The organism is Mycobacterium sp. DL592 (assembly GCF_011694515.1).
GTDB lineage: Bacteria > Actinomycetota > Actinomycetes > Mycobacteriales > Mycobacteriaceae > Mycobacterium.
The window spans coordinates 1,374,031-1,396,076 of record NZ_CP050192.1 but is presented as its reverse complement, the minus strand read 5'-3'; the positions used below and the strand labels follow the sequence as shown (position 1 = coordinate 1,396,076).

The 22,046-nt window shown below is 67.5% G+C and carries 21 protein-coding genes; 17 read left to right on the top strand and 4 right to left on the bottom strand.

The window, feature by feature from the left end; translation table 11 throughout:
* Window positions 1–37 precede the first annotated feature (37 nt).
* From HBE64_RS06785 to HBE64_RS06730, 12 genes are all read left to right on the top strand, one after another.
* A complete protein-coding gene (locus tag HBE64_RS06785) occupies window positions 38–646 on the top strand; it encodes a hypothetical protein (RefSeq protein ID WP_167099473.1) in 609 nt (202 codons plus the stop codon).
* A gap of 63 nt (window positions 647–709) precedes the next feature.
* Window positions 710–1,699: a phosphatidylserine/phosphatidylglycerophosphate/cardiolipin synthase family protein gene (locus HBE64_RS06780; protein ID WP_167099471.1), complete on the top strand. Its 990-nt coding sequence runs from the start codon at window positions 710–712 to the stop codon at window positions 1,697–1,699.
* A complete protein-coding gene (locus HBE64_RS06775; protein ID WP_167099468.1) occupies window positions 1,692–2,258 on the top strand; it encodes a chromate transporter in 567 nt (188 codons plus the stop codon). Before HBE64_RS06780 ends, HBE64_RS06775 begins: the two co-directional genes overlap by 8 nt.
* On the top strand, window positions 2,255–2,800 hold the full coding sequence (locus HBE64_RS06770; RefSeq protein WP_208300578.1) for a chromate transporter: 546 nt from the start codon (window positions 2,255–2,257) through the stop codon (window positions 2,798–2,800). Before HBE64_RS06775 ends, HBE64_RS06770 begins: the two co-directional genes overlap by 4 nt.
* A gap of 70 nt (window positions 2,801–2,870) precedes the next feature.
* The gene (locus tag HBE64_RS06765; RefSeq protein ID WP_167099465.1) at window positions 2,871–5,243 is read left to right on the top strand and encodes a lysylphosphatidylglycerol synthase transmembrane domain-containing protein; all 2,373 of its coding nucleotides are present in this window, start codon (window positions 2,871–2,873) and stop codon (window positions 5,241–5,243) included.
* 262 nt (window positions 5,244–5,505) lie between these two features.
* Window positions 5,506–7,113 (top strand): ABC transporter substrate-binding protein, encoded by a 1,608-nt coding sequence (locus HBE64_RS06760; RefSeq protein ID WP_167099462.1) that lies wholly within the window; start codon window positions 5,506–5,508, stop codon window positions 7,111–7,113.
* A 38-nt stretch (window positions 7,114–7,151) separates the two neighbouring features.
* Window positions 7,152–8,075, top strand: coding sequence for an ABC transporter permease (locus tag HBE64_RS06755; protein WP_243841519.1), 924 nt, complete (start codon window positions 7,152–7,154; stop codon window positions 8,073–8,075).
* A 2-nt stretch (window positions 8,076–8,077) separates the two neighbouring features.
* Window positions 8,078–8,944, top strand: coding sequence for an ABC transporter permease (locus HBE64_RS06750; RefSeq protein WP_167099456.1), 867 nt, complete (start codon window positions 8,078–8,080; stop codon window positions 8,942–8,944).
* Entirely contained in the window at window positions 8,941–10,611 is a 1,671-nt protein-coding gene (locus HBE64_RS06745) for an ABC transporter ATP-binding protein (RefSeq protein ID WP_208300576.1), read from the top strand. Before HBE64_RS06750 ends, HBE64_RS06745 begins: the two co-directional genes overlap by 4 nt.
* Complete coding sequence (locus tag HBE64_RS06740; protein WP_167099450.1) at window positions 10,608–11,978, top strand: LLM class flavin-dependent oxidoreductase; 1,371 nt, start codon at window positions 10,608–10,610, stop codon at window positions 11,976–11,978. Before HBE64_RS06745 ends, HBE64_RS06740 begins: the two co-directional genes overlap by 4 nt.
* Complete coding sequence (locus tag HBE64_RS06735; protein ID WP_167099447.1) at window positions 11,975–13,189, top strand: acyl-CoA dehydrogenase family protein; 1,215 nt, start codon at window positions 11,975–11,977, stop codon at window positions 13,187–13,189. The genes HBE64_RS06740 and HBE64_RS06735 overlap by 4 nt, the downstream gene beginning before the upstream one ends.
* Window positions 13,190–13,235: 46 nt before the next feature.
* Window positions 13,236–14,000: an SDR family NAD(P)-dependent oxidoreductase gene (locus tag HBE64_RS06730; protein WP_243841518.1), complete on the top strand. Its 765-nt coding sequence runs from the start codon at window positions 13,236–13,238 to the stop codon at window positions 13,998–14,000.
* A gap of 7 nt (window positions 14,001–14,007) precedes the next feature.
* Here HBE64_RS06730 and HBE64_RS06725 read toward each other — a convergent pair whose 3' ends face one another.
* The gene (locus tag HBE64_RS06725) at window positions 14,008–14,250 is read right to left on the bottom strand and encodes an AlpA family transcriptional regulator (protein WP_167099441.1); all 243 of its coding nucleotides are present in this window, start codon (window positions 14,248–14,250) and stop codon (window positions 14,008–14,010) included.
* Window positions 14,251–14,527: 277 nt separating this feature from the next.
* On the opposite strand from HBE64_RS06725, the gene HBE64_RS06720 reads away from it, so the two are divergent.
* Together HBE64_RS06720 and HBE64_RS06715 are read left to right on the top strand one after the other, a co-directional pair.
* Window positions 14,528–16,384, top strand: coding sequence for a CocE/NonD family hydrolase (locus HBE64_RS06720; RefSeq protein ID WP_167099438.1), 1,857 nt, complete (start codon window positions 14,528–14,530; stop codon window positions 16,382–16,384).
* 208 nt (window positions 16,385–16,592) lie between these two features.
* Window positions 16,593–17,864: a CdaR family transcriptional regulator gene (locus HBE64_RS06715; protein WP_167099435.1), complete on the top strand. Its 1,272-nt coding sequence runs from the start codon at window positions 16,593–16,595 to the stop codon at window positions 17,862–17,864.
* A 36-nt stretch (window positions 17,865–17,900) separates the two neighbouring features.
* Here the strand turns inward: HBE64_RS06715 and HBE64_RS06710 are convergent, their stop codons facing one another.
* From HBE64_RS06710 to HBE64_RS06700, 3 genes are all read right to left on the bottom strand, one after another.
* On the bottom strand, window positions 17,901–18,200 hold the full coding sequence (locus tag HBE64_RS06710; RefSeq protein WP_243841517.1) for a hypothetical protein: 300 nt from the start codon (window positions 18,198–18,200) through the stop codon (window positions 17,901–17,903).
* Window positions 18,201–18,266: 66 nt separating this feature from the next.
* The gene (locus tag HBE64_RS06705; RefSeq protein ID WP_167099432.1) at window positions 18,267–18,542 is read right to left on the bottom strand and encodes an SHOCT domain-containing protein; all 276 of its coding nucleotides are present in this window, start codon (window positions 18,540–18,542) and stop codon (window positions 18,267–18,269) included.
* 19 nt (window positions 18,543–18,561) lie between these two features.
* Window positions 18,562–20,121, bottom strand: coding sequence for a multicopper oxidase family protein (locus HBE64_RS06700; RefSeq protein WP_167099429.1), 1,560 nt, complete (start codon window positions 20,119–20,121; stop codon window positions 18,562–18,564).
* Between the two features lie 149 nt (window positions 20,122–20,270).
* Between HBE64_RS06700 and HBE64_RS06695 the strand changes: the two genes are divergently transcribed.
* From HBE64_RS06695 to HBE64_RS06685, 3 genes are all read left to right on the top strand, one after another.
* On the top strand, window positions 20,271–20,663 hold the full coding sequence (locus tag HBE64_RS06695; RefSeq protein WP_167099426.1) for a helix-turn-helix transcriptional regulator: 393 nt from the start codon (window positions 20,271–20,273) through the stop codon (window positions 20,661–20,663).
* The gene (locus tag HBE64_RS06690; RefSeq protein ID WP_167099423.1) at window positions 20,660–21,076 is read left to right on the top strand and encodes an arsenate reductase ArsC; all 417 of its coding nucleotides are present in this window, start codon (window positions 20,660–20,662) and stop codon (window positions 21,074–21,076) included. Before HBE64_RS06695 ends, HBE64_RS06690 begins: the two co-directional genes overlap by 4 nt.
* A 231-nt stretch (window positions 21,077–21,307) precedes the next feature.
* Window positions 21,308–22,045, top strand: a complete 738-nt coding sequence (locus tag HBE64_RS06685) for an aquaporin (RefSeq protein ID WP_167099420.1) — start codon at window positions 21,308–21,310, stop codon at window positions 22,043–22,045.
* Window position 22,046: the final 1 nt, after the last annotated feature.

Here is a 22,046-nt window from a genome sequence, read left to right as displayed (position 1 = left end):
GCAGACCAGCTCTGTCCACCCGTATTACGGTGTCCTGATGTGGACGCGACGCACCGGCTCGGTGGTGCTGGCCGGGCTGGGCCTGGCCGCCGCGCTGGCCTGTTCGCCCTCGGCTGCCGCTGACCCGGTCATACCGGATCCCGCGGTCACCGACCCGGCTCCACCGGCCGGTTATGTCCCAGCGCGCTCGGGCATCGGCAGCGTGCTGGCGCAAAGCGACGCCGCCCCGGCCGGTCCGCTGGGCCTGCCCGATCTGTCGGCCTACGCGCCGGGACTGCTGCTCGGCCAGAACGCGGTGCCCGCGGCACCCGGCACCCAGACTCCCGTCGCCGCGCCGGACCTACGGGCCTTCAACGGCAACTACCTGCTCCCCCAGAACGTCACCCCGGCCGCGCCCGGCCAAGGCGCCACCGCGGCGGGCATCGGACCGACGCCGGACGACCCGAGTACCGGGCGGCTGGCTTTCCTGCGGCGCATCCACGCCATGTACTCCGACGGCAATCTGGCCGGTGCACTGCTCGGTCAGGTTCCCAGCGAGCAACTCGGCGAACCGCTTCCGGGCACCGCCCCCGCACCGGGTATCTATCTCGCCCCGGGGCTGGGGCAGAACCTGCCAGGTCCGGCCACGCCGGCGCCGGCGGGCTGAATCCTTGCGGCGGTAGGCAACATTCACTAACCAGCAAAGCTCTGGTGCTAGCATCCGAAACCTATGCCTGCGACCCCGCCCCGTTTGATCGTCGAACCCGACGACGGTCTCGACCCGGTCCGCGAGTTCATCGAGACCGCGCAATTTTCCCTGCTGATAAAGCAATTCACGTTCACCGAACCCAGCCTCATCAAGGCGGTGATCGACCGCAAGAATGCCGGCGCTGCGGTACGTGTGATGCTCAACCCGCAACGCTCAGGTGGCGACCGGGCCAACGACGAGACCTACGAGCAATTCAAAGCCGCCGGCGTCGAGGTGCAGTGGTCGAATCCGAAATTCTATGTGACACACGAGAAGTCCATCGTCGTCGACAACAGTGCCGCGATGGTCGCCACCTACAACCTGATGATCAAGTACTTCACCCTGACCCGTGATTACGGGATCATCACCCACGACCCACACCACGTGGCCCAGATCGTCGAGGTGTTCGACGCCGACTGGGAGCACCGCGACTTCACCCCCCTGAACTACGACGGCCTGCTGTGGAGTAACTCGAATTCGCGCTATCACATGGCTCGCTTCATCGACACGGCCCAAGAGCGCCTTTACATCCAGCACCCCAAGTACGTCGACGCGGTGATCCTCGACCACATCGCCGCGGCGGCCGACCGCGGCGTGAAGGTGAAAGTCCTTTGCGGCGGCAAGCACGGCATCAGCGACTGGGACATCCTCGACACCTTCGCCTCACTGCGCACGCTGCGCCGGTTCGGGGTCAAGGTTCGCAAGCAGAAGAACCTGCGCGTGCACGCCAAACTCCTGATCGTCGACAACCAGCGGGCCCTCGTCGGATCGATGAACATCGACCGCAGCGCCTTCGACCTCCGTCGCGAACTCGGCGTCGTCACCGACGACCCGGTCGCGGTGGGCCGCCTCGAGGAGATCTTCAGCAGCGACTGGAAGGTGTCCAACCACTACGAGCCGCCCGACCCACTCGACAACGCACCGCCGGTAGAAGAGGACTTTCCGCACGACGAGGACCTCGTCCATGAATGAGCCCGGCACGACCCTGCACAAGACCTCCCTGCTGGAGATCGCACTCTCGTTCAACCACATCGCGCTCGCCTCTTTCGGTGGCGGGCTGTCGGCGTGGTCACGCGAGGTAGTCGTGGTGCAGAAGCAGTGGATGACCGAAGAAGAATTCCTCTCCGCCATGACGATGTGCCGTATCGTCCCGGGCGCCAACCAGGTGAACCTCGCGGTGTTCGTCGGCACCAAACTCAAGGGCATCGCCGGTGCCGGCGCCGCCCTGATCGGACTGTGCCTGGTCCCCGTCGCCATCATCCTCACCCTCGGTTTCGTGTACTTCACGTTCAAGGAGGTGCCCGCAGTCAAAGGCGCCCTGCACGGGGCGTCGGCCGCCGCCGTCGCGCTGACCCTGACGATGGTGATCAAGACCGGCCAGAAATGCCTGACCGGTGTGATGCCCGTGGCGCTGTTCCTGGCCGCCTTCGTCCTCAACGGCGTGCTGCGCTGGCCCCTGCTGGAGGTGTTGGGCATCCTGGCCCCGCTGAGCCTCATCTGGGCCTGGCCCCGTAAGAAGACCCCCGCGTGAAGACCTATCTGGCCCTGATGAGCCTGTTCGGGTCGCTGTCGCTGCTGTCGATCGGCGGCGGCAACACCGTGTTGCCCGAAATGCACCTGCGGGCGGTCAGCGGCCAGCACTGGATGACGAACTCACAGTTCGCCGACATCTTCTCGATCTCGCAGGCCGCGCCCGGGCCGAGCATCCTCATCGTGGCGCTGGTCGGCTACGCCGCCGGGCTGAGCGTGGCGGGGGTGCTGGGCGGGATCGCCGGGGGTGTCCTGGCGACCGTGGCGATGGTGGTCCCCGCGGCCACCCTGATGTACCTGATCACGGTGTCCTGGCAGAAAGCGCAGAAGTCGAAGCTGCGCTACGCCGTCGAGACAGGATTCGCCCCGCTGACCGTGGGCCTGATCCTGGCCACCTCGCTGGTGATGAGCAAGGCGGCCGACCACGACTGGCGCGCATACCTGATCACCGCGGTGGCGACGCTGATCTTCGTGCGGACCAACACCAACCCGCTGATCATCGTCGGAGCCGCCGCGCTGCTGGGCTACATCGGCTTCGTCTGAGGCGAAGTCGGCTAAGTTTGGCCGCAGCCGCGACGAAGCGGCGCCGAGGCGGGCAGGGACATCACCAGCGATGCGAGTTGACGGACGCGATATCACCGTGTCGGGTGAGCTGCTGCAACCGCTCACTCGCCGCACCAATGACATCGTGCGCCTGGCTCTGGCCGGACTGTTCCTGGCCATCGTCATCACCAGTTCCCTAATCACCCGCAACGACTGGGTCGGCCTGGAGAAGTCGGTATCGGGCATCGTCGGCGTGCTCACCCCCACCCAGTCCAATCTGGTCTACCTCGCCTACGGCGTGGCGATTGTGGCGCTGCCGTTCATGATCCTGGTAGGCCTGATCGCCGCGCGGCAGTGGAAGCTGCTCGGCGCATACGGGGCCGCCGGATTCATCGCCGTGCTGGCGTTGTCCATCACCGGCAACGGCATCGCAGCCCCGCAGTGGCATTTCGACTTCTCCGAGCGGTTGTCGACCACGCTGTCGCAATTCCTCGACGACCCGCGCTGGATCGCCATGCTGGCCGCCGTGCTGACGGTGTCGGGGCCGTGGCTGCCCGCCCGCTGGCGCCGGTGGTGGTGGACGCTGCTGCTGGCCTTCGTGCCGATCCACCTCGTCGTCAGTGCGATCATCCCGGCCCGGTCACTGCTGGGCCTGGCGGTGGGCTGGTTCGTCGGCGCGCTGGTGGTGTGGGTGGTCGGCACCCCGGCTCTCGAGGTGCCCCTCGACGGCGCCGTCCGCACGCTGTCCAAGCGGGGCTTCCTGGTCCATACCCTGACCGTGGTGCGCCCCGCCGGCCACGGTCCGCTGGAGCTGTCGGCGCGCACCGACGCCGGCGCCGAAGCGGTCATCGAGATGTACGGTCCCAACCAGCGCGGCGCGGGGGCGCTGCGGCAGTTCTGGCGCTGGCTGATCCTGCGCGACGCGGAGACCGCGCCGCTGCAGGCGTCGATGCGCCGGGCGGTCGAGCACCGGGCCCTGATGACGATCGCCGTCGGCGACCTCGGCGTAGCAAACATCACCACGATGGCCGTGGCTGCCCTCGACCGCGGCTGGACGTTGTACGCACACACCCCGGCCCGCGGGGTACCCGTCGCAGAGGCGCCCGACGAAGGCCTGGTGACTAGCATCTGGGGGTCGCTGGGGGTCCTTGCCCGCCATCAGATCTCGCACGGCGACCTACGGTTCACCGAGATCAGCGTGGACGCGGGCAAGGCGTTGTTCGGCGGGTTCGGCGCCTCCGAGTACGGCGCGTCGGACGAACAGCTGCAGTCCGATATCGCCCAGCTGCTGGTGACGACGACCGACCGGTTCGGCGCCGAGGCGGCGGTGCGGGCGGCCGTCGACGCGCTGGGCAAGGAGACCGTGCTCAACGCCTCGCGCCGGCTGACCAAGTCGGCGGTGCCGGCCCGGCTGCGCAAGACGGTCACCGACCCCAAGGCCGTGATGTCGGCCGTCCGCGACGAGGTGAAGCGGCAGACCGGGGCCGACGAGATCAAGACCGAGACGATCACCCGGTTCACCCGCAAGCAGGTCATCCAGCTCGTGCTGCTGGTGGCGCTGGTCTATGTCGCCTACCCGTTCATCAGCACGGTGCCGACCTTCCTCAGCGAGCTGCGCAACGCGAATTGGTGGTGGGCACTGCTGGGCCTGGCCGTCTCGGCGTCGACCTACATCGGCGCGGCGGCGGCGTTGTGGGCCTGCGCCTCCGGCGTGGTCAGCTTCCGCAATCTCGTCATCATGCAGTTCGCGAACACCTTCGCCGCCACCACCACCCCGGCCGGTGTCGGCGGGTTGGCTTTGAGCACAAGGTTTTTGCAGAAGGCCGGGCTGGGGGCGCTGCGCGCCACGGCCGCGGTGGCACTACAGCAGGCGGTACAGGTGATCACCCATGTGACCCTGCTGATCTTCTTCAGCGTCGCCGCAGGCGCGACGGCCGACCTGTCGCATTTCGTACCGAGCAGCACGCTGCTGTATCTGATCGGCGGCGTCGCCCTCGGCGTGCTGGGCACCTTCCTGTTCGTACCGAAGGCCCGGCACTGGCTCGACACCGCGATCCGGCCCAGGCTGCAGGAGGTCAGCAGCGAGCTACTCGATCTGATGCGCGAGCCCAAGCGGCTCGCTTTGATCGTCCTCGGTTGTGCCACAACGACTCTCGGCATGGCACTCGCGCTGTGGGCCAGTATCGAGGCATTCGGCGGGGACACCAATTTTGTGACGGTCACGATCGTCACGATGGTCGGCGGCACGCTAGCATCGGCAGCCCCCACCCCCGGCGGTGTCGGCGCGGTGGAGGCCGCACTGATCGGTGGTCTGGCCGCCTTCGGTGTGCCCGCGGCCATCGCCGTGCCCTCAGTGCTGCTCTACCGGGTGCTGACGTGCTGGCTGCCGGTGTTCGCGGGCTGGCCGATCATGCGGTGGCTGACCGCCCGGGAGATGATCTAGCGCCGACGACCCGCCGCCGTTTGTCACATGGCGACACACAGCGGTGACGTCCGGACACAATCGCCGAATTAATCGCACGGATTTGATTGCTGGCCAGACGATTAGCGGCGCGGCATGGTGACCGAGCCATCCAACTCGCGTTCCGCCCAGGGCGATCGCGACATCAGGGATGTCAACGACCACCAAACCGAAAGAACGCCCCGCGATGCCCTTCTCCGGAACTGCCCGCCGAGGAACGACCCTCCTCGTCCCATTCGCTGTCATGATGCTGCTCGCCGGCTGCGGTGGTGCGAACAACAGCGCATCCTCGGAGGCTGCGGGGCCACCCGTCCAGGGCGGTTCTATCGTCTACGGCGCCGATCGCGAGCCGGCCTGCCTGGATCCGCACAACAACGGCGACATGCCGCAGACCTATGTGGCCCGCCAGTTCCTCGACTCGCTGGTCTCCGAGCGCCCCGACGGCTCCGTCGTGCCGTGGCTGGCCGACTCCTGGACGGTGTCGCCGGACGGCCTGGTGTATACCTTCAAACTCAAGCAGGGTGTGAAGTTCCACGACGGGGAACCGTTCGATGCCGCGGCCGTCAAGACCAACTTCGAGCACATGCTCGATCCCAAGACGCAGTCGCTGACCGACGCCGGCTACCTGCGTCCCTACTACAAGTCCTCCCGTGCGGTCGACCCCTCGACATTCGAACTCACCCTGTCGCAGCCATATTCGGCTCTCCTGCCGGTGATCTCACAAGCGTTCTTCGGAATTCAGTCGCCGAAGGCGCTGGCGCGCGGACTCTCCGAGAACTGCCAGGCACCCGTCGGCACCGGCCCGTTCATCGTCAAGCAGTGGGTCCACGGCCAGAGCGTCGAGTTGGACAAGAACCCCAACTACAACTCGGCTCCCGCAGACGCCAAGCATCAGGGTCCCGCCTACCTCGATCACATCAGCTGGAAGTTCCTCGAGGACGGTTCAGTTCGCTTCGGCGCCGTCCAGGGCCAGGGCGCCGACCTGATCTTCAACCCGCCGCCCCAGCAGAACGCTGCGCTCAAGGCCGACCCGAACCTGGTGCTGCAGGAGTTCAGCCACACCGGACTGCCGAACGGCTTCGCACTCAACACAACTCGAGCGCCGTTCACCGATCTCGCGGTACGGCAGGCGTTCATCCACGGATCCAACGCCGAGGCTGCCGTCAAGAGCGCGTACCTGGGTGTGTTCGACTGGGAGCCCGGTCCGCTGTCGACGACGACGCCCTACTTCGACAAGAACCTGCGCGACTACTACGCCCACGATCCCGCCAAGGCCAACCAGCTCCTCGACGCGGCGGGGTGGACACAGCGCGACGGTGACGGCTTCCGGACCAAAGACGGCAAGCAGCTGGCCGCCACCCTGGTGTACTCCTCGGACCCCGGTGACAGCCCGCCCACCGATGTGACGCTCTACCAGGATATTCAGGCCGCGGAGAAGGAGATCGGCTTCAACCTGATCCTCAAGCCGATTCCGCAGGACCAGTACTTCGCCGCCTTCACCAACAAGGACGCCTACGATGCGCTCGGCGGCGCCTACTGGAACAGCCCGACGCCACTGGTGTTGTCCATCGTCTACTCGACCGACTCGCTGAATCTCGCACCCGGCAACAACATGTCGTGGGTGTCCAACCCCGCCATCGACGCGCCGTTACGCGAGATCGCCTCCACCACCGATCCGGCGAAGCTGACCGAGCTCTACAGCGGCGTCGAGAAGCTGGTCGCCGAGAACGCCTACCACCTCGGTCTCTACCCGCAGACCACGCGATTGGTTGCCAAGAAGCACCTCAAGGACGTTTGGATCGAGCCGTCCGAGGGTGAGCCGGTGCTCTCGGACGCCTGGTTGGCGCGGTGACACGATCGGTTGTCCTGGCTCGGCGCACTCCCATTCGAGTGCGCCGAGTCCTGGGTAGCCTGCTCGGGGTCGTCGCGGTGCTGTGGGCGGCCGCGACCCTCACCTTCCTGGCCGAGCATCTGATTCCCACCGACCCGGCGCAGACGATTCTCAGCGGGGCCGGATCCAAGCCGACGCCGGAACAGCTCGCCGCGGTCCGGGCGCAGTACGGTTTCGACCGTCCACTGATAGTGCAGTACGCCGACTACCTCGGCGCACTGGTCCGCGGGAACCTGGGCACGTCGTACATTCTCAAGCAGCCGGTCGCGACGATCATCGGCCAGCAGATCGGATCGACGCTCACCCTGACCATCACCGCTCTGGTGGCCGCCTGGATCATCGCGGTCACGGTGACGCTGCTGACCGCGCATCGGCACCGCGTCCTCAACGCCGTCGGCTCGGGGGTGGAGATCGTGCTGGCCGCCCTGCCGCAGTACTGGCTGGGCATCGTGCTGCTGGTGGTCTTCGCCTTTCACCTGCATTGGCTTCCGGTGGTCGGCGACGGCACCGCGGCCAGTCTGATCCTGCCCGCCGCGACCCTGGCGTTGCCGTTGGCCGGATTCCTCGGGCAGGTCACCCGCGACGAGTTCTCCTCGGCGCTCGAGCAGCCCTTCGCCACCTCGGCGCGGGCCCGCGGGATGAGTGAGTTCGGCGTGCGCTGGCGCCACGCGTTGCGCCACGCTGTGCTGCCCGGGTTGACGCTGTCCGGCTGGGCGCTGGGCTCACTGTTCTCCACCGCGGTCATCGTCGAGTCGATCTTCGTGCGGCCGGGCCTCGGCCGAATCCTCGTCGACGCGGCCAAATCCCACGACATGCCGGTGGTGGTGGGCGTGACGTTGTTCGTCGCAGCGGTGTACCTGATCGCCAACCTGCTGGTGCGGCTCGCGTTCGTCCGCGTCGATCCCCGACTGCGGAGCGCGTGACCATGGTGGTCGACGTTGCCGGTGCGGTCGCGGCCGGATCGAGCCGCCCGATAGCGGGTCGCCGCGCCTTCCGCCCTGCGGTCTATCTGGCCGCGCTGTATGTCGTCGCGGTTCTGGCCTGGGCGATCCTCCCGTCGGCCTTCGCCGACGGATCGCCGTACGACACGAATATCGAAGCGGCCCTTCAGGGTCCGTCGGCACAGCACTGGTTCGGCACCGACGCGTCGGGCCGCGACATCTTCACCCGGGTGGTGTACGGCGCGCGCAGTTCACTGCTGATCGGCGCAGGCGCCACAGCGCTGGCCCTGGTCGCGGCGGTCATCTTCGGATTCGCCGCAGGTTTGGGCGGCCGGTTCACCGACGGCGCGATCAGCAGATTCCTGGAAGTTGTGCTGGCCCTTCCCGGTCTGCTGCTAGCGCTGCTGTTCATCGCGATGTTCGGCCCCGGTGTGGCCACCGAGATCGTGGCGGTGGCCATCGGATCGGCGGCGGGCTACGCCTGGATGATCCGCGGGCAGGTCATCGCGGTCAAGGACTCCGGATATGTCAGCGCCGCAACGGCTCTCGGGCATCCCCGCCGCAAGATCATCACCGGGCACATCTTCCCCAATGCGATGCGGCCGCTGGTCGTGCTGGCCACCATGGGGATCGGCCAGTCCATCGTCTGGGCCTCATCGCTGAGTTTCCTGGGCCTCGGTGTCGCGCCGCCGGCCCCGGAGTGGGGCGCCATGCTCGACGCCGGCCGCGATTTCGTTTCGACGGCATGGTGGCTGGAGCTGTTCCCCGGGCTGGCGATCGTCGGCTGCACGCTGTCGGTGACAGTGCTGGGCCGCTATCTGCAACAGCGACTCGAAGGCAGGCTCACATGACCGCCGAGGCGGGCACCGCTCCCCTGGTCCACGTCGACAACCTCTCCGTGGCATTCGAATCCGGCCGATCCCGCCGCGAGGTGGTGCGCGGTGTCTCGTTGCGCGTCGCCCCGGGCGAGTGCCTGGCGATCGTCGGCGAATCAGGATCGGGCAAGAGTGTCACCGCTCGCGCGCTGCTGGGCCTGACCGGCGCCGCCTCCCGGGTGTCGGCGGACCGCCTCGAACTGGGTGGCCGCTCGGTGCTTCACAACCGCGACCGGGACTGGCGCCGGCTGCGCGGCCGCGACGTGGGTTTCGTGCTGCAGGACGCGCTGGTCTCACTGGACCCGCTGCGCACCGTGGGGGCCGAGGTCGCCGAAACGCTGCGGCTGCACCGGTTCGGCAACCGACGGCGCCGCCGCGAACGGGTACTGGAGTTGCTCGCGGCGGTGGGCGTACCCGAGCCGGAACTGCGTGTCCGGCAGCTGCCGCACGAGTTGTCCGGCGGCCAACGCCAACGCGCCCTGATCGCCTCGGCGATCGCACTCGATCCGCCGCTGCTGATCGCCGACGAACCCACGACCGCACTCGATGTCACGATCCAGGCCCAGATTCTCGACCTGCTCGCAGGGATGAAACAGCGCGGCACCGGTCTGATCCTGATCAGTCACGACCTGTCGGTGGTCAGCCGGCTCGCCGACCGGGTCGCGGTGATGCGCGAGGGCCTGCTGGTGGAACAGGGCACCGTCGCCGAGGTGCTACACGCGCCCAGCCATCCCTACACCCGGGAACTGATCGGCGCGGTACCGGCCGCGCACCGCAAGGGATCCCGGCTCTCGCCGCTGCCGGGCCACCGGATTCACTCCGGGCACCGCGACGAACCTCCCGCCGACGGTGTACTGCTGAGCGCCGAGAGCCTCGTCAAACGCTTCCGCGGCCCCGACGGGGTGGAACGAACCGCCGTCGAGGACGTTTCGTTCGACATCCGGGTCGGCGAGACGGTGGGCATCGTCGGCGAATCGGGGTCAGGCAAGACCACCACCGCACGGTTGGCGCTGGCGCTTCTGGAGCCCGACGCCGGAGCGGTTCGGCTGGCCGGTGCCGAATGGAGCGGCATTCCCGAATCCAGACGACGCCCACTGCGGCGGCGGATATCGGTGGTGTACCAGGATCCGCTGGGATCCTTCGACCCCCGGTGGACCGTGCGCCGCATCGTCGAGGACGCGCTACCGGCCGACGTGTATCCCAGCGCCGGGGCACGGCGTGACCGCGCCACCGAACTGCTCGCCGATGTCGGCCTGGGCGCCGAGCACCTCGACAGACGGCCCCTGCTGCTGTCCGGCGGGCAGCGCCAGCGGGTGTCGATCGCCCGCGCGCTGGCGCCCGAACCCTGGCTGATCGTCTGCGACGAGCCGGTCTCGGCACTGGACGTGACCATCCAGGCACAGGTTCTCGACCTGCTCGCCGATCTCCAGCAGCAGCTCGGCCTGAGCTATCTGTTCATCTCCCACGATCTGGGCGTCATCCATCACGTCGCCGACCGGGTCCTGGTGATGAACAAGGGCCGCGTCGTCGAATCAGGCTCGGCGGCAGAGATTTTCGAATCACCGCGTGACCCTTACACCCGTCAACTGCTCGCCAGCCTGCCGGCCCCCGAGCACCAACCCGCAAGCGGAGGTCTGCTGTGACCCGCCAGATCCATCTCAACGCGTTCGACATGAACTGCGTAACCCACATCGTGGCGGGCACCTGGCGCCACCCCGAGTCGCAGGCCACCCGGTACAAAGACCTTCGCTACTGGACCGACCTGGCCAAGTTGCTCGAACGCGGGCTGTTCGACGGACTTTTCATCGCCGACGTTCTCGGCGTCTACGACGTATACGGCGGCGGCCCGCAGGCGGCCCTGCGCGCCGGGGCCCAGATCCCGGTGAACGACCCGCTTCTGGTGGCACCGGCGATGGCCGCCGTCACCGAACATCTCGGGTTCGGGATCACCGCGGCAACCTCGTTCGAGCATCCGTACTCGTTCGCCAGGCGGATGTCGACCCTGGACCATCTGACCAACGGACGAGTCGGCTGGAACATCGTCACCGGCTATCTCGAAAGCGCCGCGCTCAACCACGGCCTGGACACCATCACCCCGCACGCCGACCGCTACGACATCGCCGACGAGTACACCGAGGTGCTCTACAAGCTGTGGGAGGGGTCCTGGGAGGACGACGCGGTGGGCACCGACCCGTCGCGCGCGCACTACGCCGACCCGGACAAGGTGCACCCGATCCGCCACCACCGCCGCCACTTCCGGGTGCCCGGCATCCACCTGTGCGAGCCCTCGCCCCAGCGCACACCCGTCCTCTACCAGGCCGGCGCCTCAGACCGGGGCCGCCGGTTCGGCGCGGAGAACGCCGAGGTCATCTTCATCGGAGCGCCCACCAAGGAAGTGCTCAAGGAAGCGGTGGCCGACATCCGGGCCCGGGCCAAGGCCGCCGGCCGCGACCCTTACGACGTGAAGATCGTCAACGGGCACGTCGTGGTCACCGGCGCCACCGAACGCGATGCGCAGGCCCGCCATGACGAGTTCCGGCGCTACATCGATCCCGAGGGTGCCCTGGCCCTGTGGTCGGGTTGGCTGGGCAGCGACCTGTCCCGCTTCGACCTCGACGACCCGGTCGCCATCACCGATAACGAGTACCTCAAGTCGGCGGTGACGATGTTCGGGCAGGGACAGTGGACCTTGCGCGACTTCATCGACGCCCGCGCGATCGGCGTCGAGGGCGGCTTCAGCGTCGGCTCACCGGCACAGGTCGCCGACGACCTGCAGGAGTGGGTCGAGGAGACCGATGTGGACGGTTTCAACCTGACCAACGTCATCACCCCCGGCACGTTCGCCGACTTCGTGGAATACGTTGTGCCCGAACTGCAGCGGCGCGGCGCCTACAAGACCTCCTACAGCGAGGGGACGCTGCGCAACAAGCTGTTCGGGCGGGGCTCCCGCCTGCCGGAGACCCACCGGGCAGCCCAGTACCGCCAGGTGAGTGAGAAGGTCGCCGGATGACGCGGGCCGATTCGGTCGTGACCGCCGGGTCCGACCAACTGGCCGCGCTATTCGACGAGATCGGGCGCGGCACCCTCGAGCGCGAACGCACCGGCGAACGTCCTTTCGCGGCAATCGATCTCATTCGCCGGCACCGACTCGGGGCGCTGCGGGTGCCCGCCGAGGACGGTGGCGGCGGCGCGAGCCTTCGCGAGCTGTTCACCGTGGTGATCAAGCTGGCGTCGGTCGACGTGAACGTCGCGCACATCCTGCGCGGCCACTTCGCCCACGTCGAGGAAAGACTCCGACTCGGCGGCCAGGAGCGCAGTCGTGTCATCGACCTCGCGCTATCGGGCGCGATCGTCGGCAATGCCTCGACCGAGCTGGGCTCCACCACCATCGGCGAATTCACCTGGCAGACAACGCTGAGCGCCGACGGGGAGAACTTCCGGCTCAACGGGAGGAAATACTTCACCACCGGCACCCTCTACGCCGACTACGCCGAGGTGATCGCCGGCGCTCCCGACGGCTCCACCGTCCTTGCGCTGGTGCCGACCGACCGTGCGGGCGTGACCGTGCTCGACGACTGGGACGGTATGGGTCAGCGCGCGACGGGCACCGGCACGGCGCACTTCACCGATGTGGAGGTGCGCGCCGAGGAGGTGCTGCGGTTCGCCCCACCGGATGTCGGCAGCGAGCCGCCCCCGATGTATCTGTCCGGCGCCTTCTTTCAGTTGTATGTCACGGCGCTGATCGTGGGCGTCCTGCATGCGGTGCGGGCTGACGCGGTGGCCCACGTTCATCAGCGGGCACGCGGCTTCGCCTGGGCGCCCACGCCGGTGCCTGCCGACGATCCGCTGCTGCAGCGGGAGATCGGCGAGATCGCCGCTGCCGCGTTCGCCGGTGAGGCGACGGTGCTCGCCGCCGCCGACACCCTGGCGGCCGCATTCGAGGCCGACGTCGCCCGCAGCGACCCGCAGCTGGATCTGGCGCACGAGGCTTCCCTGCAGGCCGCCGCCGCGAAGGTCGTCGTCGACGCATTGGGCCAGAAGGCGGCCGCGCAGGTCTTCGACGTCGGCGGCGCGTCGGTGGTACGTCAGGCCCATCTGCTCGACCGGCACTGGCGCAACATCCGGACGCTGGCGTCGCACAACCCGACGTCCTACAAGGCGCAGGCGATCGGCGCCTACCATGTTCGCGGGACGCGGCTCCCGGGCAGCGGATACTTCTGACTCCGGCCCCGGCTACCTCCGGCCGGCGTCGGAAAGGACTGTCGCCGTGGGCGCTTGGCACGACCTCACCGGACACGTTGCACTGGTGACGGGAGGCAACGGCGGAATCGGACTCGGGATGGCACGCGGTCTGCACGACGCCGGCGCCACCGTCGTCATCTGGGGCACCAACGCCGCCAAGAACGACGCCGCCGCAGCCGAACTCGACGGTGGTGCGCCGGTGCGCTCACTTGTCGTCGACGTCAGTGACGAAGACGCGGTCGCTGCCGGCTTCGAGGCAGTCGTCGCCGAGTTCGGGCGGCTGGACTCCTGCTTCGCCAACGCCGGCGTGGGACCGCACCCGACGAGCATCGACACCATGTCCACCGAGGAGTGGCGGCGGGTGATGGCGGTCAATCTCGACGGTGTCTTCTACACCGTGCGGGCCGCCGCCGGTCACATGAAGTCCCGCACCGGCGGTGGTTCGATCGTGGTCACCAGCAGCGTGTCGATCAGCGATGGTATGGCCTACTCCACGCACTACGCCGCAGCCAAGAGCGCGCTGGTGGCGATGGCCCGGGCACTGGCCGTCGAACTGGCCCGCGACGACATCCGCGTCAACGCGCTGGTGCCCGGCTGGACCAAGGCCACCATGACCGACGCCCTGCTGGAGTCACCGGCCGCACAAGCCAAGATCCTGCCCAGAATTCCATTGCGGCGGTGGGGCACGCCTGCGGACTTCGAAGCGGTCGCGGTATGGCTGGCCGGCCCGGGCTCGGCGTACTTCACCGGCCAGACGATGGTGATCGACGGCGGCTACACCGTCTTCTGAGCGGCTGCTAGCCCGCCGCCTGGTAGCCGACGACATCGTCGCGCTTGAACAGCATGCGGTTACCGAACTTGTAGTGGGCCGGGCCGGTGCCGGTCTTGATCCTGCGCTGCAACGTGGCGGGGGTGATGCCCAGGAGCTGGGCCGCCTGCTTCACCGTCAGCATCTGCCCCAGGATCGAACCCGGGCTGCGCTGCTGGGCGCGCTCCAGAAAGTTGTACCCGCCTCGGTCGCCTGTCACTGCCGTGGTCATGTTGGGCTCGTACCTCTCGACACTCGCGTTGCCGTGGCTGTTTGCCACATCAGCAAGGTAGGTCTGGCAGGGGGTGCGGCACTCGTGCGCGAACGCCAAACTTCGCTGTTCCGTTGTGGCCCGAACACAACGCGTTCAGCGTGATCGCTCATGGATCCCGAGTGGGCCCCGGCGCGGGACGACGCCCCAGCTCAGCGGGTATGGCAGGAGGTGCTCCGGCCGATCGCCGCCGGCCGCAGCCGGTGGGTAGCGTGGAACCGTGCGCATTACGGCGACGATGTTCGCTCTTGTCCTCGTGCTCGCAGGCTGCGCCGAGTCGGCCAAGCCGGCCAGCGAGTCGCCTTGGCCGGCGGCCGGCGGCCGCGGCCCGTGCACCGTCACCAAACAGACCGATGTCCCCGCAACGATGCGCGACGGCACGGTGCTGCGCGCCGATGTCTACCGGCCGAAGTCGGCCGACCGGGTACCGGTCATTCTGATGCGGACGCAGTATGGCAAGGATGGGGCGCAGGTCCAGCCCGCGCGATATCAGACGCCTGAGTGGTTCGCCTCGCACTGCTATCTCGTTGTGGTGCAGGATGTTCGAGGCCAGGGATCGTCGGGAGGGACATTCAGCGAGTTCACCCACGACGGCGACGACGGATATGACACGGTGGAATGGGCCGCGGCGCTTCCCGGCTCGGACGGCAAAGTCGGCATGTACGGCTCGTCCTACGTCGGCGCCACCCAGTGGCTGGCTGCGACGGCGACGCCACCGCATCTGGTCACCATCGTTCCGGCCAACACGGCATCGGACTACTACGACGGCTGGATGTACGAGGGCGGCGAGTTCCGTCTCGCGTTTGTGCTCCCATGGGCGATCGGCCTGGCCCGCACCGCAGCTGCCAACCGGGGGGACGGCGCCACCGTCACGGCGTTGAGATCAGCCGGCGACGATCCCACCCGATGGCTGGACTTCCGGCCCTACCGGAGCCTGCCGGTCCTGCAACCCGCCAGTCCCGCAGTGGCTCCGTGGTATTTCGACTGGATCGCCCACTCTTCGCGCGACTCGTTCTGGCGCCAGTGGAGCATCAGGGACCGGTATCCCGCGGTGCAGGTGCCGGTGCTCGACATCGAGGGATGGTACGACGCTTTCCTGGCCGGTGGCATCGAGAACTTCACCGGAATGGCAGCCGCGGCGGGAAATCCGGCGGCGCGGACAGGCCAGCGGCTCGTGATCGGCCCGTGGGACCATCTGGCCTGGGGACGGCCGGATTCGCAGCCGGCGCCCATGTTGAAGGACATCGGACCCGTCGGCGACAGCCCGATCAACGATCTCATGCTGAAGTGGTACGAACACTTCCTCAAGGGAGTCGACAACGGGGTATCGGTTTCGCCGCGGGTGGACTACTTCCTGATGGGCGCCAACACCTGGAAGACCTCGACCAGTTGGCCACTCCCCCAGACCCAATGGCGCCGGTACTACCTGTCCGGCGACGGCCGGATGGACTCGCGGACCGGCTCGCTGGGCACGTCGCCACCGCCGGCGAGTAACGCGCCAGATCAGTATGTCTACGATCCGACGAACCCCGTGCCGAGCGTGGGCGGACATTCCTGCTGCGGCTCCCACTCCGGTCCGCAGGGTCCGTACGACCAGACGCCCGTCGAACAGCGGTCCGATGTCCTGGTATACAGCAGCGAACCGCTGCTGGCGGACACCGAGGTGACGGGTCCGACCACCGTAGACCTCTGGGCCTCCTCGTCGGCGGTAGACACCGACTTCACCGCGAAGCTGACCGTGGTCAAGGCCGACGGCGCCGTGATCAACCTCAACAACGGAATCCTGCGCACGGCGTTTCGCGACTCGTTGTCCGATCCACATCCGGGCGTCCCGAATCAGCCCTACGAGTACCACATTTCGATCTGGCCGACCAGCTACCTGTTTCGCGCCGGCGACCGCATCCGGCTGGAAATCTCCAGCAGCGACTACCCGCAGTTCGCTCCGAACCCGAACACCGGTGAGCCGTTAGGTCAGAGTCCGACGACCCTGATGGCCACCCAAACAATCCTGCACGACCCCGCTCACCCGTCCGCTGTGGTCTTGCCCGTGATCCCCGCAGCCGCTACCGCTGGCTCCGCCAGCTTCCCCTCCTGACGATTCAGACCGCTGCAATCTTGGAGGCTGCAACGTCGGTCGTCTTGAACTGCATGCGGTTACCGAACTTGTAGTGCGCCGGGCCGGCGCCGGGGCTGTTTGCCACATCAGCAAGGTAGGTCTGGCAGGGGGGTGGTGAACTTGTGCGCAACGCCAAACTTAGCTGTTCCGTTGTGGCCCGAACACAACGCGTTTAGCGTGATCGCTCATGGATCCCGAGTGGGCCCCGGTGCGGGACGACGCCGCAGCTCAGCGGGTATGGCAGGAGGTGCTCCGGCCGATCGCCGCCGACCTGATCGACGGGTCGGCGGAGCTTGCCCGCGACGTCTTGGACCGGATTCGCACCGAGCAGCCGCAGTTGATGCCGGAGAGTCAGTTTCTGGAGGGTCAGCCAGCCGGTATCGAGTCCAGCATTCGCCAGTTCGCCCAGATCGTGCAAGCCGGTGCTGATCCGCGCGGACTGGGCCTGCCTGCCGAGACGGTCGCCCTGGGCCGCGCCCGCATGATGCAGAAGGTGCCCCTGGCTTTCCTGATCCGGTCTTATCGGTTGGGGCAGGACACCCTCTGGGAGTGGCTGTTCGGGCGGATCACCAGCTCGGCCTCGGATGCCGGCGAGCAGGCCGCGGCGCTGCAACTGGCCACCAGTTGGCTGTTCGCCTACATCGACAGCGCGCTCGCGCTGACCGAGGAGATCTACGAGGGCGAGCGCGAGGCCTGGTTGCGCAGCGCCGCCGCGGCGCGCACCACCGCGATCGACGACGTGCTCAGCGAGCGGGAACGCGATGTCCAGCGGGCGGCCAAGAAGTTGCGCTACGACCTCAACCGCCACCACGTCTGCGTCGCCGTCTGGCTGGAGTCCGCACCCGAAGACGACGACGCCCAACGGGTTCTCACTGAGGTGGTCGCTGCGGTGGGACGGGCGAGCTCGGCCGACAGCACGATGACCCAGCCCGTCGGCCCGCTGTCGATCTCGGCGTGGCTGAGCCGGCGGGAACCCTTCGACGCGGCGGCACTCGATGCGCTCGGTCTGCCGGCGGGTGCGCGGATCGGTGTCAGCGATTCAGGCTGGGGGCTGAAGGGGTTCCGCAGCAGTCACATCGAGGCCAGCCAGGCACGGCGGGTGGCCACCTTGAGCGGGCCGCGGGCCGCCGCGGTGACCTGCTACCGCGACGTCGCGCTGGCCGCGTTGTCCAGTGTCGACGCCGACCAGGCGGTGGCATTCGTGCACCGGGTGCTCGGGCCGCTGGCCGAGGACGACGAGGCCACCTACCGGGTGGCCATGACGCTTGCGGTGTACCTGCAGGAGAACCGCAGCCCCGCGCGGGCCGCGCAGCGGCTCACCGTGCACCCCAACACCGTCAGCTACCGGGTGAACCAGGCCGAGACCATCCTGGGTCGCGATATCGACACCGATGCGCTCGAACTGTCGGTGGCGTTGGCACTGCTGCCGCTGCTGCCGGGGCTGACCGCGGCGCTGTGAGGTTCGGAAAGGCTGGGCTGGTGCGCCTGGCCCCGGCTACGGCCCGCCGCCAATAGAGATCGTGAAACCGCCCCCACCCCAGTACGGCCAGCCCCAGAACGGGGTGGCGATGGTTCCCGGCGTGGTGGTGATCTGGGCGTTGCCCGGATTCTGGCAGACCGTCGTGTTCGCGTTGACGTTGGTGCACGACGGGCTGCCGGCTGCGATGGCCGCGATACCCAAGCCAGCCGCCAGGATTCCGCCGAAGAACACTGCCGCAGCGGCGAAGAGCACCCCGAAGGGAAGGATCAGGCCGAGAGAAGGCACAGCGGGTGTGCGACCGGAATGCGGTGTCATCGGGAGCCCCCTCTACACAGTCCACGATAGGGAGCGGCACCGCCGCGCGAGAAGGGTCACAAGACCTCAGACTTGGCGCTGGGTGGTTGCCCGCAGGACCGCCAGCCGCTGTTGGTAGTCGGCCTCGTCGATCTCCCCGCGGGCGAACCGAGCGGCCAGCACCTGCTCCGGCGATTCCGGGTACGGCGGGAGCTGCGGAATCGATCGGATCTGCGCGCTCCCGGTACTGAACCGGATCAACGCGACGATCGCGACGATGATCAGGACCCAGAACAACACCATTCCGATGACCATGCCCGCGTATCCCCATCCGCTCGTATCGTGGTCGGACCAAGACATCATCAGAACTCCTTCTCTGTACTCAACTCGTGTAGTTCAGGGTGGTCATCATTCCGGCGTCCATGTGATATCCGTTGTGGCAGTGCAACATCCACACGCCTGGGTTGTCGGCGACGAGCCTGACGTTCACGGTCTGCATCGGTTTGACGATGACGGTGTCCTTGCGCGGTCCGGCGCTGCCGCCGGCTTTGATGACCTGATAGGTGTGGCCGTGCAGGTGCATCGGGTGCCACATCATGGTCTCGTTGGTGAACGTCAGGGTGGCGTGCTGGCCCTGATGGACGGTCAGCGGGACGGTCTGGTCGTAGGGCCTGCCGTTGATCATCCAGTCGTAGTGCATCATCGTGCCCGACAGGCGCGCCTGAAGGGCGACGTCGCTGTTGGTGGGTAGCTGGACTTCCGTTGTGGCAGTGAAGGTGTCGACGGTACCGACGCGTCCGGTCAGCTGCGGGGGCCGCAAATTCGGATCGGGTGCGCTGCCGGCACCGGTGGACAGCAGCGCGCGGGCCACGGCGTTCTTGCCCTCGGCCGCGGCCACCAACGGGAACATCCCGTCACCCGCAGTGACGATGACGTCGCAGCGCTCCCCCATGCCCAGCAGCACGGCGTCGACGTCGGTGGGCACGACCGGGAACCCGTCGGTGTGGGTCACCGTCATGCGGTGCCCGGCCAATGCCACCCGGAAGGCGGTGTCGGCGGCCGCATTAATGATGCGAATCCGGATCCGCTGACCCGGCTTCGCGGTGAAGACGCTTGCCGCAGCCGGGATTCGGCCGTTAGCGAGGTAGTAGGGATAGCTGACGTCGCCGCCGTCTCCCCCGAGCAGATCGCTGCGGCCGGCACCACCGATACCCGGCATCGCCGGCATTGACCCCATGCCGCCCATCCCGGGCATCTGCCCGATATCACCCATTCCGGGCATCCCGGGCATGGAGCCGCCGCCCATCCCCGTCGAGCGCAAGCCCTTGAAGATCTCCTCCGGACTGGTGCCGACTCCCGAGGTCCAGTCGTCGAGCATCACGATCCACTCGGCGTCGTAGCGGCCCGGCTCGGCCGGATCGTCGATGATCACGGGCACATACAGGCCGTAGTCGGTGTCCAACCCGGTGTGGGGATGTGCCCAGTAGGTGCCCGGGTACGGCGAGCTGAACCGGTAGGTGAAGCTCGAACCCGGCTCGATATCGGGCACGGCCGGAGCTGCGCCGTCCATGTCGTTGCGCAAGGCAATGCCGTGCCAGTGCACGGACGTGGCGTGATCCAGTCCGTTGTCGACGGTCACCGCGATCTCGTCACCGACGCTGGCCCGAATCAGTGGACCGGGAAGTTGGTTGTTGTAGGCCAGGCTGCGCGCCGTGGTGCCGCCGAGGTCGAGGTCGGCCGGGCCAGGCGCCAGCCGCGCGGTGACCGTCTTGCCGGTGTGCGGCCGGCCGGCTTCCGCGGCGGCGATGGCATCCGGCGCGATCGTGCTACCCGGGACACTCGACGTCGTCGGGCGTCCGCAGGCAACCAATGCCGCACCGCCGAGGACGCTGGCGGCCAGGAAGCCGCGCCGCGTCATCGCTGCAGGGGTCCGTCGACTCATCACCGATCCCGTCGTCTCGAAGGTTCCCCTTCACAGTGCGCTGCCGTCCCGCGACGTTTGGTGTTGGTTTTGTGAAGATTCGCTCAAGGGCCGGAACACGGCCACCGTCAGCAGTTGACGGTTGATTCGATCACCATCAATATAGATGCATGCCGGAAGTCCCGTCTGCGCAGGGCGAACTGTGCTGCCCGCCGCTGGCCGATAAGCCGTTGAACTCCGACCGGGCCGGTGAGCTGGCGCGGATGTTCAAGGCGCTGGGCGATCCGGTGCGGCTGCGGATTCTGAGTCTGGTCGCCAGCCACGAGGGCGGCGAATGCTGCGTATGCGACATCACCCCCGGTTTCGAGGTGTCCCAGCCAACCATTTCGCATCACCTCAAGACGCTGCGCGAAGCGGGCCTGCTGGACTGCGAACGCCGCGGGACGTGGGTGTACTACTGGGTGATTCCGTCTGCGCTGGAACAGTTGTCGGCGGTCCTGGCCCTCGACAACACCGACATCCCGGCGACCTCCGTGACTTCCCCCGAAAGGACCTGTCGATGAGCGCCAAACCCTCCGTGCTGTTCGTCTGCATCCACAACGCCGGCCGCTCCCAGATGGCAGCCGGGTTTCTCTCGGCGCTGGCCGGGGACGCCATCGAGGTCCGCTCGGCGGGAAGCGCGCCGGCAGACGCGGTCAATGCTGCAGCGATAGAAGCCATGGCCGAGGTGGGAATCGACATCTCCACGCAAAACCCCAAAATCCTCACCACTGACGCCGTAGCAGCCTCCGACGTTGTGATCACCATGGGATGCGGAGACGCCTGCCCGTTCTACCCCGGTAAGAGCTACCGCGATTGGGTGCTCGAAGACCCGGCCGGCAAGGGGGTGGCGGCAGTGCGCCCGATCCGCGATCAGATCAAGGCCCGTGTGGAAGACCTCATTGCCGAGTTGCTCCCCGACACTGTCGCCTCCTGAAAATGCTTCCAGGAGAGGCAATTCAAGCGCAGCAGGCCGGCTAATGCGGCACTGCGACGTGGCGCGGACGCCGTCGGCACCGACCCGGAGCAACACAGGACGTGACGTCGCTCACCTAATGTTCGTTTGCGCCTTGATTCGAGGATCGTGGGTGTATTACGGCGTGGTTCCCGCAGCCCTGCAACACCTTTCCGCAGATTTGGGTTCCGGCAATCCGAGTGGGAGCCGCTGATGCACACCGCTCCCCTTACCCGACGGGCGCTGGCCGAGTTCGTAGGCAGCGGCCTACTGGTCACGGTCGTGGTGGGATCTGGCATCGCTGCCGCCCAGTTGTCCCCGCACGATATCGGGCTGCAGCTCCTCGAGAACTCGACGGCCACGGTCTTCGGATTGGCGGTACTGATCCTGCTGTTCGGCCCGGTCTCCGGAGCTCATTTCAACCCGGTCGTCACCGCATCCGACTGGCTGCTGGGTCGGCGGGCAGGCACCGGGATACATGCTGGGGACGCGATCGCCTACACAGCGGCACAGATCGCCGGTGCCATCGCTGGCTCGTGGCTAGCCAACCTGATGTTCGACCGGCAGGTCTTCGAGATCGCCACCAAAGAGCGCATCACCACCGGGCACCTGGTCGGTGAAGTGGTAGCCACCGCTGGACTCATCGCCTTGATATTCGCGCTGGCGCGCACCGGTCGCGCCGCGCTCTCGGCCGCCGCCGTTGGCGCCTACATCGGCGCCGCTTACTGGTTCACCAGCTCCACCTCATTCGCGAACCCCGCCGTGACGATCGGCCGGATGTTCTCGGACACCTTCGCCGGCATCGCACCACGCTCAGCGCCAGGGTTCGTCGCTGCCCAAATCATCGGTGCCTTAGTCGGTTTGGCGCTGATCGTCACCCTCTTCCCCGATGTTGCCGCCGACGCCGACGACGTCGTCGTTCCCCACGAAGACCTCAGCGACTCCGCATAAC